Source organism: Corallococcus sp. AB038B, assembly GCF_003668955.1.
Lineage (GTDB): Bacteria > Myxococcota > Myxococcia > Myxococcales > Myxococcaceae > Corallococcus > Corallococcus exiguus.
On record NZ_RAWO01000002.1, the window covers coordinates 572,064 to 588,630 of the forward strand.

The 16,567-nt window shown below is 69.8% G+C and carries 12 protein-coding genes; 3 read left to right on the forward strand and 9 right to left on the reverse strand.

What is annotated here, in order from left to right:
- From D7Y04_RS45615 to D7Y04_RS13515, 3 genes are all read right to left on the reverse strand, one after another.
- Positions 1 to 3,264, reverse strand: coding sequence for a kelch repeat-containing protein (locus D7Y04_RS45615; RefSeq protein WP_233601398.1), 3,264 nt, complete (start codon positions 3,262 to 3,264; stop codon positions 1 to 3).
- Positions 3,265 to 3,429: 165 nt separating this feature from the next.
- The gene (locus D7Y04_RS13510; protein WP_147477104.1) at positions 3,430 to 4,434 is read right to left on the reverse strand and encodes a type VI immunity family protein; all 1,005 of its coding nucleotides are present in this window, start codon (positions 4,432 to 4,434) and stop codon (positions 3,430 to 3,432) included.
- A gap of 357 nt (positions 4,435 to 4,791) precedes the next feature.
- Positions 4,792 to 5,775: a hypothetical protein gene (locus tag D7Y04_RS13515; RefSeq protein ID WP_121759593.1), complete on the reverse strand. Its 984-nt coding sequence runs from the start codon at positions 5,773 to 5,775 to the stop codon at positions 4,792 to 4,794.
- Between the two features lie 48 nt (positions 5,776 to 5,823).
- On the opposite strand from D7Y04_RS13515, the gene D7Y04_RS13520 reads away from it, so the two are divergent.
- On the forward strand, positions 5,824 to 6,675 hold the full coding sequence (locus D7Y04_RS13520) for a tRNA (5-methylaminomethyl-2-thiouridine)(34)-methyltransferase MnmD (protein ID WP_121759594.1): 852 nt from the start codon (positions 5,824 to 5,826) through the stop codon (positions 6,673 to 6,675).
- Here D7Y04_RS13520 and D7Y04_RS13525 read toward each other — a convergent pair.
- Both D7Y04_RS13525 and D7Y04_RS13530 read right to left on the reverse strand, forming a co-directional pair.
- Positions 6,626 to 7,243 (reverse strand): DUF2378 family protein, encoded by a 618-nt coding sequence (locus D7Y04_RS13525; protein WP_121759595.1) that lies wholly within the window; start codon positions 7,241 to 7,243, stop codon positions 6,626 to 6,628. The genes D7Y04_RS13520 and D7Y04_RS13525 overlap by 50 nt on opposite strands.
- A gap of 79 nt (positions 7,244 to 7,322) precedes the next feature.
- Entirely contained in the window at positions 7,323 to 8,324 is a 1,002-nt protein-coding gene (locus D7Y04_RS13530) for a LysR family transcriptional regulator (protein ID WP_233601399.1), read from the reverse strand.
- 81 nt (positions 8,325 to 8,405) lie between these two features.
- Here D7Y04_RS13530 and D7Y04_RS13535 point away from each other — a divergent pair, with 81 nt between their 5' ends.
- Together D7Y04_RS13535 and D7Y04_RS13540 are read left to right on the forward strand one after the other, a co-directional pair.
- A complete protein-coding gene (locus tag D7Y04_RS13535; protein WP_121759597.1) occupies positions 8,406 to 9,299 on the forward strand; it encodes an NmrA family NAD(P)-binding protein in 894 nt (297 codons plus the stop codon).
- A 138-nt stretch (positions 9,300 to 9,437) separates the two neighbouring features.
- Positions 9,438 to 12,206 (forward strand): bifunctional acetate--CoA ligase family protein/GNAT family N-acetyltransferase, encoded by a 2,769-nt coding sequence (locus D7Y04_RS13540; protein WP_121759598.1) that lies wholly within the window; start codon positions 9,438 to 9,440, stop codon positions 12,204 to 12,206.
- Between the two features lie 30 nt (positions 12,207 to 12,236).
- Here the strand turns inward: D7Y04_RS13540 and D7Y04_RS13545 are convergent, their stop codons facing one another.
- The 4 genes from D7Y04_RS13545 to D7Y04_RS13560 form a co-directional block, all read right to left on the reverse strand.
- Positions 12,237 to 13,052, reverse strand: a complete 816-nt coding sequence (locus D7Y04_RS13545; protein ID WP_233601400.1) for a hypothetical protein — start codon at positions 13,050 to 13,052, stop codon at positions 12,237 to 12,239.
- An 18-nt stretch (positions 13,053 to 13,070) separates the two neighbouring features.
- Positions 13,071 to 13,907 (reverse strand): hypothetical protein, encoded by an 837-nt coding sequence (locus D7Y04_RS13550; RefSeq protein WP_147477105.1) that lies wholly within the window; start codon positions 13,905 to 13,907, stop codon positions 13,071 to 13,073.
- Positions 13,908 to 13,967: 60 nt separating this feature from the next.
- A complete protein-coding gene (locus tag D7Y04_RS13555) occupies positions 13,968 to 15,620 on the reverse strand; it encodes a serine/threonine-protein kinase (protein WP_121759601.1) in 1,653 nt (550 codons plus the stop codon).
- Between the two features lie 148 nt (positions 15,621 to 15,768).
- On the reverse strand, positions 15,769 to 16,401 hold the full coding sequence (locus D7Y04_RS13560) for a DUF4142 domain-containing protein (protein ID WP_120599138.1): 633 nt from the start codon (positions 16,399 to 16,401) through the stop codon (positions 15,769 to 15,771).
- Positions 16,402 to 16,567 lie beyond the last annotated feature (166 nt).

The following is a 16,567-nucleotide window of genomic DNA, read 5'->3' on the forward strand; positions in this document are numbered from 1 at the left end:
TCAGTTCCCCCGGGCCGGGTTCTGACGGCGACGCGACGAGCCCCAGGCCGCCAGCGCGGCGAGGAGCGCCAGCGCGGACGTGGTGCCACCGGTGCTGTTGCAGCCACCGCCGGCAATCTCCACGACCTGCGCCTGGACCCGGACCTGGAACGTGCACTGCGCGGTGTTGCCCGCCGCATCCGTCGCGGTGACGGTGACCTGCGTGGCACCGGCGGGGAAATCACTGCCCGACGCGGGCGAGGACGTCACGGTCGGATTGGCTGTCACCGCGTCCGTGGCCGTGGGCGTGAACGTCACCTGCGTGTTCGGCGCCACGGTGATGTCCGCGGGGCAGGTGAGGGTGGGCGCCGTGGTGTCCTGCACCGTCACCTGGAAGGTACAGGTGAGGCCGGTGGAGGTCGCGGTGACCGTCGTGGTGCCAATCGGGAACAGCGAGCCCGACGGCTGCGAGTAGCTCACCGGGAGCCCTCCCGCCGGCTCCAGCACGGCGGGGTCGTAGGTCACGAGCGCGCCGTCTGGATCCGTCGCCTCCACGGTGAGGTTCGCGGGGCAGGTGAGGGTGGGGGGCACCGCGTCGTCCGTCACGTTGAGGGTCACGGTCGCGATGTTGCTGTCGTCGGCGCAGTCACGGACCCGGTAGGTGAAGCTGTCGGTGCCCACGAAGCCGGGGTTGGGGGTGTACTCGAGCGTCCCCTGCGCGCTGGTGCCGAGCGTGCCGTGCTGCGGCTGGGTGACCGCGGTCCAGCTCAACACCTGACCGGGGTCCGGATCCGTGCCGCTCAGGGCGATCGCCGTGACCGTGTCCTTCGGAACGACGACCGTCTGGTCCGCAGCCGTCGGAGGACGGTTGGCGACGACGGTCACCATCCGCCCGCCGGAGATGGCGTTGGCGAAGACGGACAGCCCGTAGGTGCCCACCGGCACGTCCGCGGGGACGGTCACCGTCGCGCGCGTGGCCGAGGTGTTGCTGGAGGGAAGCGTCCAGAGACGCCCGCCTTCCGCGGCGCGGAACCGCACCAGGGGGAAGTCGGTGGGGGAGTCCGAGTAGCTGCCGCTGCTGCCTCCGGAGATGCCCCGGAACAGCATGCCCTCCAGGACGGTGGGGCAGGCCGCGACGAGGGTCACCGGATTCGTCACCGTGGGCCGCCACGCGGGCTGGGCGCCGTTCTCGTTGAACAGCTCCGCGTCGGGCGCACCCACGCCTCCCACGAGGAGGACTTCGCCTGAAGGCAGCGCGGTGGAGATCAGCCCTCCGCGCGTGGTGGGGTCCGCGACGGTCGTGAAGATGCGCAGCTGGGGATCGAAGATCTCCGCGGTGTCGACGTACGCGCCCAGGTCGGTCAGGCCGCCCGCGATCAGGACCTTGCCGGAGGGCAGCAATGTGGCGGTGTGGTGATAGCGCGACTGCGAGAGCGAGCCCACCGGAGTCCAGGTGTTCGTGGCGGGGTCGTACAGCTCCGCGGACGTGAGGTACGTGAGGCCCACGAGTCCTCCCGCCGCCAGCACCTGGCCCGAGGGCAGCAGCGTCAGCGTCAGCTCGTCCCGGATACCATTGAGGCTCGCCGCGGGGGCCCAGGTGTTCGTGACGGGGTCGTACAGCTCCGCCGAAGCCGTCTCCACGCCGGTGTTGTCATGGCCGCCAGCGACGAGCACCCTGCCGTCGTGGAGCAGCACCGCGCCATGGCTTGCACGCGCGACAGTGGGAGGCGCCGCCGCGCTCCAGGTGTTGGCGTCGGGCGAGTAGATCTCCGCGGAGGCGAGCACCGCGGCGTTGCGCTGGCCACCGGACACGAACACCCGGCCATCCGGAAGGAGCGTGGCGGAGTGGAGGTGCCTCGTGCCGAGGAGGTCGGCGGTGGGCAGCCAGGTTCCGGTGGTGGAGTCGTAGCGTTGGGCGGAGGCCGTCGAGACGCCCGCGTTGCGGCCACCGGCGACCAGCACCTGGCCGGAGCGCAGGACGGTCGCGGTCGCGCGCTCGCGGGGCACGGCGAGCGCGGGCGCGGCGCTCCAGCTGTTGCTCGCGCGGTCATACACCTCCACCGCCGCCGAGGAACTGACGCCACGGCCTCCCGCGACGAGCACCTGACCGCCAGGCAGCAGCGCCACCATGGGGTCCGTCCGGGGCGTGCCCATGGCGCCGGCCGGGGACCACTGGCTCGCGGCGGGGTCGTAGACCTCCGTCTGCGCGAAGAACGTCAGGCCGGGGAGCTGGGCGAACCCGCCCGTGACGAACACCTTGCCCGAGGGCAGCAGCGTCGCGGTGTGGTTCTCGCGGGCGATGTTCATCGTGCCCGCGGAGGTCCAGGTGCCGGTGGCGGGGTCGTAGAGCTCCGATTCGATCTGCGCCGCCCTGGAAGTGTTGGAACCGCCGGTGACGAGGACGCGGCCATTGGGCAGCAACGTGGCCATGTGGCTGGCGCGCGGGAACGCGAGGCTGCCGGTCGCGGTCCAGGTGTTGGCGGCCGGGTCGTAGAGCTCCGACTGGGCCGTGACACCGCTCGCGGTGAAGCCACCCGCGACGAGCACGCGGCCGTCGGGCAGCAGGGTGCTGGTGGAGTAGTGGCGGGCCACCAGCGGGGGCGCGGCGGCGGACCAGGTGCCGCTGGCCGGATCGTAGAGGTCGGCGCCGGGCACCTCTCCGCTGCCGCTGAAGCCGCTCACCGCGAGCACCCGCCCGTCACGCAGCCGCGTCGACATGTGCGCGCCGCGGCCCTCGGTCATGGCGCCCGTGGCGGTGAAGGTGTTGGTCGCGGGGTCGTACAGTTCCGCGGTCGTGAGCCGGACGCCGCCACCGCCGGTGCCGCCCGCGATGAGGACCTGTCCCGTGGCCAGCAGCGTGGCCGTGGGGAGCGCGCGGGTCGTGGACATGTTGCCCGTGGCGGCCCAGGTGTTGGCGACGGGATCATAGAGGCGCCCCCCCTGCGAGCCATCGGTCAGCACCAGCACCCGGCCCGTGGGCAGGAGCACGGCCAGGGTGACGTTGCCCGTGAGGCTGGAGGGGCCCGCGGAGGCCCAGGTGCTGGTGGCGGGATCGTAGGTCTCCGCCGTGCCCACGAATCCGGACGAGTTGACGCCGTTGACGACGAGCAGTTTCCCGTTGGGGAGCAGGACGGCCGCGTGTTGCCCGCGTGCCGTCGCCATGGACGGGGTGGCGTACCAGGCCGGCGCCGTCGCGAGACGGGCGTGCGTGGTGCGGATGCCCTCGGATGCCGCCGGGCGCTCGTTCCCGCCGCAGGAAAGAAGGCCCAGGCTCGCGGCGAACAACAGGAGCCTGCTCCAGACAGCGCGTTGTGACCGCATCGATGAAACCCCGATCCGCGAGGGCTGGCGCGACCACGACCGTCGGCCTGCCGCTCGACGTGAACACTCCGGGTTGCGGATTATCAGTGCGCCGGGTGCTGGGGCAATGCGTGAAAAAATCCGGCGCGGTCATCCGCCGCGTGGGTCGTAGATTTTCTCGGGAGGGGCCTCCAGGAAGCGGCGCCACCAGAGACGGGCCTCGTCGTCGGTGTAGCCGTCCCAGGTGTTGACGTGGGGGAAGGGCAGGAGCCAGGGCTCCAGGAACCGGGCCAGCTCGCGATACGCCGGCAGTGTCTCACCCAGCTTCGTGTCCCCGGCGAGCGGCTCGGGGCCCAGGCTGATCAGGGCGCGGCCTCCGGTGAGTTCCTGGACGGTGGTCTCCGGATGGCTCAGATGCGAGCGAAGTGCCTGGATACCGCCAACGGTTTCGAGCAGGGGAGGGCCCAGGAAGTTCAGCCAGTGCACGTCGTCAATCCACGGTCCCAAGCCCCACGCCAGCGTAGGCGGAACGTGCCAGCCGGGATGCCTGGACAGCTGCTCTTTAAGCAGGGGAAGAAGTTTCGACCTCCCGCGTGTGAATGAGAGCGACAGCCCGGCATGGCCCGTGGAGAGCGGAAGAAGCTCCGCCAGAGACCGTGCCAGTGCAAAGGCCTTCTCGGGCCCCTGTGTCTCCAGGAAGCTTATCGGGAGCTTCACGCTCAGCACGCTGTGCTCGGAAGTGGGTTCTCTCCATGGGAGCCGAGACTCGAAACTGAATTCATAGCCATCTGGCTCCGAATGTCCTCCCTTGAGGATGACCCATGTGTCGAAGCCCCTCTTGGTCAATCTTCGGAACCAGTAGGAGTCTTGATCCATGTCGTCCAGGTATTCGAATCGAGACTTGGTGAGGTGGCGTTGAGCTTCCTCCCAAAACTCGGACTCAAGCGGGAAGGCATCCTCAATGACGTCGGAATCCTCTCCGACGGTCAGTGCCCCGCCACTGGCAGCAATGAATCCGAGATAGGTGTCGAGGACCCGTCGTAGGACTGGGGCCAGCACTCCGTGGTCATGCGGCAGGTAGAACACGATGCGCAGGACCAGTTGGACCCGGGGGAGCGTCGGGGCGAAGTGTTGCAGGAACGGATACTTACTCACGCACGACTCCAAACTGGGGCGTGATGATCGCGGGCTTGCACTTTCCTCTCAGCTCCGCGTAGCGGGCCATTTGTTCACGGGTTCCGTCGTTGGAGAGGGGGTCGCCCTTGCTTTTCATCGTGCACGGGAACTTGAGGTCGAAAATGCATTGGATTTGGAATCGTGGCGCCCGCGGAAGCCGCTGCCCTCACGGCCTTGTCCATCCAAGGCAGGAACGCCTCATCCCCCGGCTGCGTGTAGCAGGTGGGATTGCGCAGACATCCACTGGTCGCGGAGTCCGTGGTCTGCGCGTACTGCCTTGGACCCGAAGCGCACGACAGACAGAGCAGGGCCACCAGCCCACCCAGGAGGCGCAACTCAATCATCGTCTTCACCCACGTCGTGCGCCGCCGCGTTGAACAGGCCGAAGCCCCCGGCCTCCTCACTGGAGATGTCCGCCCGGCGCAGGGCAGGGGAGTCCTGTGTCTGTCCCACCGCCATCCACCGGGGCGCGGCCAGCAACACGCCATCCTTCGGCAGCTCCGGCAACAGGTGCTCCAGGTCACCGAGGATGAACTCCGCGTGCCCCACGCCCTCGGGCTCCGGCAGCCCCACCGGCGGATGCCAAGGCCCTCCGTCCAGGTGCCCGAAGGGGAAGCTCCCCGTGCCGCTCGCGCCCCCGTACCCCCCTTCCAGCAACCGCCGCGTCCGCTCCGAGCCCCCCGTCACCGCCGGAAGGCACACGCGCGTCAGCCAGTCCCAGGTCGCCGTACCCTGCTCCACGGGCCAGTCCAGCTCCACCGCGTCATCCGCCTTCGCCAGCAACGCATCGATGTACGCACACGCCGCTCGCGGCCCCAGCACGCCCCCTCGGCGTGCCTCCTCCACCGCCGAGGCCCACAGCTCCTCGCGGTAGTAGTGCGCGAAGTAGAACCCGGGCTCGTCCCACTCCGGACTCGCGCCCCGGGGCAGCTTCGCCAGCACCAGCCCGCTCGACAGGTACGCGGGCCCCGTGGCCCGGGGGTGGAACTGGCTGAAGGCCAGCCGGAACACCCGCACCGCCAGCCCCGCCTCATCCGTCGTCTCCAGTCCGTCCGGACACCCCGCGCGCAGGTGGAAGTCGTCGAAGCGCAGGAACACGTCCACCGCCATGCCCACGGAGTTCTGGCACAGCGACTCCAGGCACGCCGCCAGCGGATGCCCCGTATCCACGGTCGCCTCCCACGCGGCCGCCAACACCGTGCGCGTTCCCGCCTCCACCCGCAGCGACAGCCGCACCCGGCCGCCCTCGAACGGAGCCTCCCCGTGCCGGACGTCCTCCCCGTGAAGCGCGCCCCGATGTTCCTGCCCTGGAGTCGTCATGCTAGGCACCCATCCTTTCCCACACATCCCCTCCAGGCCAGGAGCCCCGTGTCCGAGCCCTCCCATCCGCGCGACGGCGACTTCGAGCTCATCACCCTTCGCAACGGCCACCGCGCCGTGCGCCACCTGGGCCATGGCGAGGTCATGCACCCCGCGGTGGGCCCGTGGCAGGAAGCCCTGCGCCTCTACGTCGACCAGCCCGGCCTCGCGGACCGCCTGCGCCAGCCCGGCCCGCCGCTCGTCATCCATGACGTGGGCCTGGGCGCCGCCACCAACGCCGTCGCAGCGCTCACCCGCGCTCGGGAAATGGGCCCGGACCGCGCCCGCGACCTGCACATCGTCAGCTTCGAGGTGGACCTGGCCCCGCTGCGGCTCGCGCTCGCGGACGCGGAGGGCTTCCCCTTCCTCCAGCCGTTCCGCGAAGCCGCTGAAAGCCTCATGAAGCACGGCACCTGGTCCGAGCCCGGCATCCAGTGGACCCTCAAGCTGGGGGACGCGGTGCCCTTCCTGGAGCCGGACGCGGGGCTGCCCCCGGCGGACCTCGTCTTCTTCGATCCGTTCTCACCCGCGTCCAACCCGGACATGTGGACCGAAGCCGTCCTCGCCCGGGTGCGCCGGCATTGCCGGGAAGACGGAGAGGGCGCCCTGCTGATGACCTACAGCGCGGCCACGCCCACCCGCGTCACGCTGCTGCTCGCGGGGTTCTACGTGGGCGCCGGCGTGTCCACCGGCGCCAAGGGGGAGACCACCGTGGCCTCGACCCGCTACGAAACACTGGCCGCCCCGCTGGGGACCCGGTGGCTGGAGCGCTGGGAGCGCTCGTCCTCCCGGGCCCCGCACGGGGGTACCCTCACGCCTGAGGTCGAGCGTCGCCTCCGGACCCATCCTCAGTGGCGCTGAGCGCCCCTTCCGCGGAAGCCTCGCTCCAGCGAAGGTGGAACGTCGCCGCCGTGCCGTCGAACTCCTCCGGCAGCGCCACCACCCGCCAGCCCCCGCACAGCGCCACCGCGCGCGCCAGCAGACCCGCCGCGAACGTCGGCTGATCCGCCAGCACGTCGTTCATCCAGAGCTCTAGCGACGTCGCGCTGCGCTCCACGATTTTGATTTCACTGAAGTTGTTGCCGGCGCGAAAGCCCAGGTCCGCCCGCAGCAGCATCCGCCGGGGACCGGCCAGCCGGCCCACGCCCAGGAGCGCTCGGCCAAAGAAGGTGCCGAAGTAGGCGTCCATGAAGCGCTCGCCCAGGGAGTAGTACGCGGCCTCCGCCGGCACGCCGCCATAGACGTGGCCCGCCGCGATTCGCAGGAATTCCCGCCACTGCTCCAGCGAATAGGTGCGCTCCAGCTTTTTGTCGAGGTCCAGCCCCGCCCGCTTCAGGTGCTCGCGGCACGCCGGCGTCAGGCGGTTCTCCAGCGCGCGGACGAAGAGCGCGTCGACGGTCTGGGCGAAGACAAGCTTCTCAGGATTCATGGGGAGCACCCTACACGAAGCCCCCCATGCGATGCTCCCCCACCTGTGTACTGACGTTCAGTGTCGCGTCCCCCGAGTGTCAGGAAGCTGGCGCGCGCCGCACCCGTCGTGAATTCCGGGTGTTTTCAGACCCTGCGTTGACGGACCGCGCCACCAGTTCGCGGAGCCACTGGTGCGCGGGGTCGCCGTCGAAGCGCTCGTGCCAGACCTGGAGGATGTCGAAGGGGCGCAAGGGGATGGGCGGGGGGAAGACCTGGAGTTCGTACGCGTCGCGGAACGCGGCGATGAGGCGGCGGGGCGCGGTGAGGACGTGGTCCGAGCGCGACACCGCCAGCGGCGCGATGAGGAAGTAGGGCACCCGCACGGCGATGCGGCGCGGGGGCAGGCCGCGCTGGGCCAGGGCCAGGTCCACCGCGCCCACGCCGTCGCCTTTGGGGCTGATGAGGATGTGGGACAGCTTCAGGTAGGTGTCCACGTCCAGCGTGCGGCGCACGGTGGAGTGGTCCTTGCGCACCACGCAGACGAAGTCCTCGGTGAGGAGCTTCTGCTGGCGCAGGCCCGGCCCGGACGGCACGGGCGCGACGATGATGGCCAGGTCCACCTCGCCCGTCTCCAGCTGGCCGGCGAAGGTGTTGCTGTCCACGTGCAGCACGGACAGGTCCACGCCGGGGGCCTCGCGGCCCAGGAGCTCCAGCGCGCCCGGCAGCAGCACCGACCCGAAGAAGTCGCGCGTGGCCACGGTGAAGCGGCGGGTCGCGGTGGCGGGATCGAACGCGGGCTCGTCGCGCAGTGCACGGCGCAGCTCCGCCAGCCCCCGTTTGAGCGGCGCGGCCAGCTGCTGCGCGCGAGGTGTCAGCACCATGCCGCCCCGGCCGCGGATGAGCAGCGCGTCGCCCAGCAACTCCCGCAGCTGCGCGAGCGCATGGCTCATCGCGGACTGGGTGAGGCCCACGCGCGCGGCGGCGCGGGTGACGTGCGCCTCCTTCAGCAGCGCGTCCAGCGTCACCATCAGGTTGAGGTTGATGCCGGAGAGGTCGACCTCCGCAGGGGAGGGCGCTGGGGTTTCATGAGCGCGGCGCATGGGCGCATGCATAGCATGCAGTGGCCTCATGAATGGCGCGGGAGCACTGTTGCGCCATCTCGCTGTCGCTGGAGGCACCCCATGTCCATCGTCATCAACACCCCGAACGGCAACATCGGTCGTCCCCTCGTGGAGAAGCTGCTGAAGGCGGGCCGTCAGGTCACGATCATCTCCCGCACGCCGGAGAAGGTGGCGGACCTGGTGAAGCAGGGCGCGAAGGTGGTTCAGGGCTCCATCGAGGAGCAGGCCACGCTGGACGCGGCGCTCGTGGGCGCGGAGGCGCTGTTCTGGCTGTCGCCGCCCGCCATCCGCCCGGACTTCCAGGACTGGGCGAAGGCCAACGGCAAGATGGCCGCGGAGCGCGTGAAGGCGCACGGCGTGAAGCGCGTGGTGATCCTCTCCAGCGTCGGCGCGCAGAGCGGTCCGGGCACGGGGCCGGTGTCCGTGCTGAAGCCCATTGAAGAGGCCTTCCAGGCTGCGGCCCCCAACGTCGTCAGCCTGCGCGCGGGTTTCTTCATGGAGAACCTGCTGCGCGACGTGCAGGGCCTGGCGAAGGCCGGCGCGCTCTTCAGCGCGAGTCCGGAGACGAAGGCCTTCCCCATGGTCGCCACCGCGGACATCGCGGCCAAGGCCGCCGAGGTGCTCCTGGATCCGTCGTGGACGGGCCACCGCTATGTGGGCGTCCACGGGCCCAAGGACCTCACCTATCCGGAGGTCGCCAGCATCCTCACCCAGGTGCTGGGCCAGCCCGTGAAGTACGTGCGGGTGGGACTGGAGGACCTGCGCAACGGCATGACGGGCGCGGGCATGCCTGCTTTCGCGGCGGACACCTTCGTGGAGATGTACGGCGCCATCCAGGACGGGCGCATGGATCCGGCCGAGCCGCGCTCGAAGGAGACCACCACGCCCACCACGCTGGCGGAGTTCGCCAGCACCGTGCTCAAGCCGGTGGTGGAGCAGGCGCGCGCGTCGTGACGGCGTCCGCCCGTTCGCTCGCATAAGGAACAGGATGGGGAAACGTCCGCTGCCCCGTCCCCTTCCTCACAACTGGTGCACGATGGGGGCCTGCCGGAGATTGCTCCGGTACGGCCACCCACCGAATACGAGCGCACCATGGACGAGCAACGCCCCGCCACGCCCCCGGCCCGGACGGACCCTTCCATCGACCTGCTCCACCAGCGGACCCGTCAGCCGCTGGAGGTCATCTTCTCCCCCCGCAGCGTCGCGGTGGTGGGGGCGAGCGAGCGTCCCGGCAGCGTGGGCCGCACCGTCCTCTGGAACCTCATCAGCAGCCCGTTCGGCGGCACCGTCTACCCGGTGAACCCGCAGCGCCCCAACGTGCTCGGCATCAAGGCGTGGCCTTCGTTGCGCGCGCTGCCGGAGCCCGTGGACCTGGCCGTCATCGTCACCCCCGCCAAGTCCGTGCCGGCCATCATCCGCGAGTGCGCGGAGGTCGGCGTCAAGGGCGCCATCATCATCTCCGCGGGCTTCAAGGAGACGGGCCCGGAGGGCGCGAAGCTGGAGCAGGAGGTGCTGCAAATCGCGCAGGCCGCGAACCTGCGCATCATCGGCCCCAACTGCCTGGGCGTGATGCGCCCCACGAGCGGCTTCAACGCCACCTTCGCCAAGGGCATGGCCCGCCCCGGCAACGTGGCCTTCATCAGCCAGTCCGGCGCGCTGCTCACCTCCATCCTCGACTGGAGCCTGCGCGAGGCCGTGGGCTTCAGCGCCTTCGTCTCAGTGGGCTCCATGCTGGACGTGGGCTGGGGAGACCTCATCGACTTCCTCGCGGATGATCCGATGACGCGCTCCATCCTGCTGTACATGGAGTCCATCGGCGACGCGCGCGCCTTCCTGTCCGCCGCGCGCGAGGTGGCCCTCACCAAGCCCATCATCGTCATCAAGGCCGGCCGCACCGCGCAGGCCGCGCAGGCCGCCGCGTCCCACACCGGCACGCTCGCCGGCAGCGACGAGGTGCTCTCCGCCGCCTTCCGCCGCGCGGGCGTGCTGCGCGTGGACTCCATCGAGGACCTGTTCCACATGGCGGAGGTGCTGGCCCGCCAGCCCCGGCCCTCCGGCCGCAGGCTCACGCTGCTCACCAACGCGGGCGGCCCCGCGGTGCTCGCCACGGATGCGCTCGTGTCCGGTGGCGGCGAACTGGCCGTGCTGTCCGACGACACCAAGAAGCAACTGGACGGCTTCCTGCCGCCGCCTTGGAGCCACGCCAACCCGGTGGACATCCTGGGAGACGCGGACGCGGAGCGCTACGCGAAGGCGCTGGAGACCACCGGCGCGGACCCCAACAGCGACGGCCTGCTCGTCATCCTCACCCCGCAGGACATGACGGAGCCCACCAAGACCGCGGACCGCCTCAAGGGCTACGCGAAGCTGCCCGGCAAGCCCGTGCTCGCCAGTTGGATGGGCGGTTCGGAAGTCGCCGCCGGCGAGCGCATCCTCAACGACGCGGGCATCCCGACCTTCGGCTACCCGGACACCGCGGCCCGTGTCTTCAACTACATGTGGCGCTACTCGGACAACATCGCCGGGCTCTATGAGACGCCCACGCTGGCGGAGGAGCCCACCGGCGGAGCCCGCGACGTGGCGCGCGCCCTGGTGGACGAAGCCCGCGCCTCCGGTCGCACCCTCCTGTCCGAATACGAGTCCAAGCGCCTGCTGGCCGCCTACGGCATCCCCACCGTGGAGACGTGGCTCGCCACGTCCGAGGACGAGGCGGTGGAGAAGGCCCGCGCGCTGGGCTTCCCCGTGGTGCTCAAGCTGAACTCGCTCACGGTGACGCACAAGACGGACGTGGGCGGCGTGCGGTTGGACCTGCGCGACGAGGCGCAGGTGCGGGAGGCCTGGCGCGCCATCCGCGACGCGCTCGTGGAGCGAGGACTTCAGGACGCGTTCCAGGGCGTCACCGTGCAGCCCATGGCGAAGCTGGACGGCTACGAGCTGATTCTGGGCAGCAGCCTGGACGCGCAGTTCGGGCCGGTGCTGCTCTTCGGCGCGGGCGGCACCCTGGTGGAGGTGATGCAGGACCGCGCCCTGGGCCTGCCGCCCCTCACCACCACGCTGGCGCGACGCATGATGGAGCGCACGCGCATCCACCACGCGCTCAAGGGCGTGCGCGGCCGGGCCCCCGTGGACATGGGCGCGCTGGAGCGGCTGATGGTGCGCTTCAGCCAGCTGGTGGTGGAGCAGCCGCTCATCCGCGAGCTGGACATCAACCCGCTGCTCGTCTCCGGCGAGCGCATCATCGCGTTGGATGCGCGCGTGGTGCTGCACCCGCCGGAGGTCCCGGTCGCGGCGCTGCCGAAGCTCGCCATCGAACCGTACCCGCACCAGTACGCGAAGCTGCTCACGCTGAAGAACGGCGAGCAGCTCCTGGTGCGCCCCATCCGCCCGGAGGACGAGCCCGCCATGGGCCGCTTCCATCAGGCCCTCTCCGAGCAGACCGTGTTCATGCGCTACGCGGGCCTGATGAAGCTCAGCCAGCGCGTGGCCCATGAGCGTCTGGCGCGCATCTGCTTCAACGACTACGCGCGCGAGATGGCGCTCGTCGCCGAGCGGCCGTCCCCGGACGGGAAGGGCGGGGGAGAGATCCTCGCGGTGGGCCGGCTCACGCGCCTGCGCGGCACGAAGGACGCGGAGTTCGCCATCACCGTCAGCGACCCCGCCCAGCGGCTGGGCCTGGGCACGGAGTTGCTGCGGCGGCTGGTGGATATTGGGAGGGACTGGGGCCTGCGCCGCATCGTCGCGGACATCCTCACGCGCAACCGCGGCATGCAGGCCGTCAGCAAGAAGCTGGGGTTCACCCTCGTGGAACACGAGGAGTTGGCCCCGGACATGGTCAAAGCCGTGAAGGTGCTCAACGGCTGACCGTGCCCGGGGCTCCCCGGTGCTACGGGACTACACGTCGTCGCAGGGCGTGCCCAGCCGCGCGCCCGTGTAGACGCCCAGCTCGTTGTAGATGAACGGCAGGTTCTCACCCACCGGCACCGCGCGCAGCTTCTGGCGCTTGCTCTTCACGACCCAGAACGACGGCTCCTCGCGGTCCACCACGAGGCGCAGGTCGCCGCCTTGCGTGGAGAAGATTTCTCCCTGCGAGTCGGTGACGACGTTGAGCATCTTCTGCTGCTTCACCTGGCCGCGCTGGCCCGTGAAGATGCGGAAGCTCTTGTTGTCCGAGCCGATGCCGCGCTCGACCAGGTAGTACACACCCTTGTCGTCGCGCAGCAGCGCGTACGGCTGGAACTTCACCGGGCTGGGCTGGTACGTGGCCTTGCGCAAGAGCTCCTTGGCCTCTTCCGCCGGCACCGGCTGCTGCGGCAGGTTCTTCTCTCCGCAGCGCAGCGCGCACGTCTTGAAGTCTTCGCTCAGCTTCACGTCGGAGACGACGCGGTAGTCCGTGCCGCGGAAGTTGTCGTTGGCCTTGGGGTTGAAGAAGCGGGGCTCGAAGAAGGCGCCGTCCGTGGAGGACGGGTAGCCCACCGGCACCACCTGCGTGAACGTCTTGCCGTCCCCGTAGAACAGGTCGCCCTCGTGCTCGGGCGTCTGGGGGATGAGGACCGTGTAGTGACCCTTGCCGTCCGCGCAGACCTTGGCGGACTCCAGCACCATGCGGTCGCGCAGCTTCTGCTCCTGCTTCCAGGGCGGATCCAGCGCGAGCGCGGCTTGCGGGGCCAGGACGAGCCCCAGGGCGATGACCATGTGTCGAAGCGTCATTGTCGGTGGGCTTTCGTTCTAGAGGTTGTCGGTGAAGAAGGTGGTGGTCTCGTCCGACTGGACCGTCCGATCCGCGGTCACGGACCAGATGACCTTCTGGGCTTCCATCTTCAGCGCGGCCTTGGCGTCGTCCAAGCGGCACTCCACCGCCTGGAGCTTCTGCTGGACGGCGCGCTTGGCCTCGTCGGAGCGCTCGCACAGCTTCTGGAGCGACTCCATCGGGCCCACGCAGTAGCTGCCAAAGGACATCTTGTTGATCTGCGCGTCCGTGATGGAGTCCCAGGCCACGGTGGACGTCAGCTTGGAGCCGCACGCCTTGTTCGTCGCCGCAATGGCCTCGGACAGCTGCGTCTCCGCCTGGTTCGTCCAGAACTTGCGGTCGAACGCGAGCAGGCCCTGGTACTTCTTGTCGCCTTCCAGGTCCTCGTAGCGCTCGAAGACCTTCTCCACCTTCAGCGCGCCCGTCTTGGCCGTGTCCGGCTTCAGGTGCGAGTAGCCCGTGTGGTTCACGCCGCTGAAGACCAGGTCCTCGTAGCCGCCCCGGTCATGCACGGTGACGAAGCGCTGCTTGTTGCCGCGCCACATCGTCCAGTACTCCACGGAGCGCCGCTGCTGCGTGTCCACCCACGCGACCAGCACCTGGCCGTCCAGCTCGCTCTTGGTGCCTTCGAAAGCGACCAGCGCCTTCTTCGCGTCACCGGGCTCCAGCGCGATGAGGGAGATCTTCTCGCCGGCCTCGTTGGAATACACCTTGCCGGTGGTGGGCTTCGTACCCGCCACCTCGCTGTCGGGCCGCACGCCCCGGGAACACCCCAGGGACAGCGCCACGACCCCCACTGCCAGTAGCACTCTCACGACAACTCCTTGGATTGCGGGCGCGCCCCCGCTCTGGAGTTTCCGCGCGCCCGGACGACGCTAAAGGTCGATATCGTACTGCGAACAGTATTGTCGGACCCTTGGACGTTCCGTTGCCGGTACGCGGGTCCAATTTGCCCGCGAGTTCGCCAGGTCGTGCTGCTGGCAGTACACGCGGGTGAGCAGCGAGAACGACAGGCCGGTGATCTTCGTGCGCTGGCTGCGCCGGATGTGACGCAGCGCTTCCGCCGTGTTCGACGCGTCCAGTGCCTTCTGCGCCGCCGCCAGGTCCTCGCGCACGCTGTCCGGCATGGCCTCGGGGGCGACGCGAGTCTTCGGCTTGGTGTTCACCGTGGGCTGCGTGGAGTTCTCCGGTTCCGTCGGCTGCGTCGGCTGGGGCTCCGGATCCACGGGCTTGTTCACGTCCTCCGGCGGCGCCACGACCACGGCGGGCGGCGTGACGGGCTCCGTGGGCTGGGGCTGGACCGGGGGCGACGGGGGATTCGCCACCACGACGGCGGGCGCAGTCACGTCCGGGCGCTTCCAGAAGAAGGCGACGGCGAACGCGATGATGACCGCCATCCCCACGGCCACGGCCACCGGCCACTTCGGGCGGGCAGGGGCCAGCGGCTGGGCGGACAGGGATGCCGTCTGCGGACCGGCGGAAGGGGCAGGGGACGACGTGTCGTGGCCGGCGTGGGGGCGCATGCCCACCGTGGGGATGTGCTCCTCGCGGTCCGGCGGACGCGGCACCGACGGCGGGGCCGTGGGATTGGCGGGCCGCGAGCGCTGCTCCGGCTTCACTTCCGCGAGCGTCTGGAGCGGGCTGCCCGTCAGGTCCAGGATGAACGAGCCCACGTCCGGGTAGCGGTCGTCTGGCTTCTTCGCCATCGCGCGGGAGATGGCCGTCACCACGTGCGGCGGCGTCTCGGGCGCAAGTGACAGGAGCGGCGGGGGCTCCAGGTGGACGATCTGGTAGATGAGCTCCGCGACGTTGTCGCCCGAGTAGGGCGGCCGGCCGGCGATCATCTCGTAGACGATGCAGCCGAACGCGAAGAGGTCCGTGCGCGCGTCCACGTTGCTGTTGTGGCCCATGGCCTGCTCGGGGGCCATGTACTGCGGCGTCCCCATCAGCACGGAGTCCAGCGTCATCAGCGTGCGCGAGTCCACGAGCTTGGAGATGCCGAAGTCGAGCAGCTTCACGCGCTCGCCCACGACGCCGCCCGCTTCCGTGGGCACGAGGAACACGTTGCCCGGCTTCAGGTCGCGGTGCACCACGCCCGCGCGGTGCGCCGCCTGCAACGCCGCGCCCATCTGCCGCGTGATGGAGAAGACCTCCTCCAGCGGCAACTTCTTCTGCTTGCGCAGCCGGCGCGACAGGCCTTCCCCGCGCAGGTACTCCATCACCATGAAGGGCGTGCCGTCCTCCAGGGTGTCGAAGTCCAGCACCTCCACGATGTTCGGGTGCCCCAGCCGGGAGGCGATCTCCGCCTCGCGCCGGAAGCGCAGCGCCACCTCTTCCGACACCTCCTCCGCGCCGTGCAGTACCTTGATGGCGACCTGCTTGCCCGGCAGGCGCAGGTGGCGCGCGAGGAACACCGCGCCCATGCCACCCTTGCCCAGCACGGTGCCAATCTCATACGTGGAGCGCAGGACCCGTCCCGTGGTCAACGGCTCGCTCTGCGCGGAGGTCGGTTCGGTTGGCTTTTGCATCGGCGGTCCAAATTCCTACTAGACCGGTCCGACACGATTGGAAAGCACCTGGGTCGAATCCTCCCCCACGGGTCGTGTGAACGCGCTCGGGCTCTCAGGTTCTGAGAGCCCGAGCTGTATTTTTATCCAGCGACGGAAAGCGCTCCCGCTACGGCGTGACGGGTGGGAGCACCAGGTTCGACTGGGTGACCACGGCGGCGTTGATGTTCTGCTGCACGGCCTGCCGCTCGGTGAGCGCCTCCTGCGTCAGGGCCGGGTTGGTGATCTGGGTCGACAGCAGGCTGTCGTTGAGGAAGCCGATTTGTGTGTGCAGGGCGAGCTGCGCGCTGGTCAGCGCCAGGTCGAGCTCGGGGCCCGCGGCCGGTGCGTTCGGACCGGCGAGGGTCTGCATGATCTGCTGGGCCTCGGTCTGCAATTGGAGGCTCAGCGCGGAGTCCTCGGGTGTGATGCCTTGGGCCGTGAGCAGCGCGTCCAGCCGTTGTCTCGCGGCGGTCTGATCCGTGACCAGCTGGTTGTTGAAGGCGACCACGGCCGGGTCGGAGGAGAGCGGCGCGGCGTACTGGGCCAGCATCACCAGGCTGTCGTTGGCCACCTGCAGGACGCGGGCGATCTGCGCGTCGGTGAGCGTCAGGAGCACGCCCGCGTCGATGCCCGCGTCCGGGACCTGCTGTTGTGGCACGTCCTGCGGCGTGGGCTCCTTGTTCGCCTCGCTTCCGCAGCCGTAGCCCAGCGCCAGCGCGCCCGCCAGCAGTGTCCCCATCCAGAATTTCGCTGTCCGCATGTCCAACCCCCGTGAATGTCGCGGAGGCAGGATGGGGAGGCCCTCCGTTGATGGCCATGCGCGTCCCAGCCGTTGCCACTGTGCCCGGGTGCACAGGCCGGGCAGGCAGGGGGCCTCTCCGGGTGCGAGTGTCGGCCTGGGAACGCGCGATTTTTCACGGGGATGG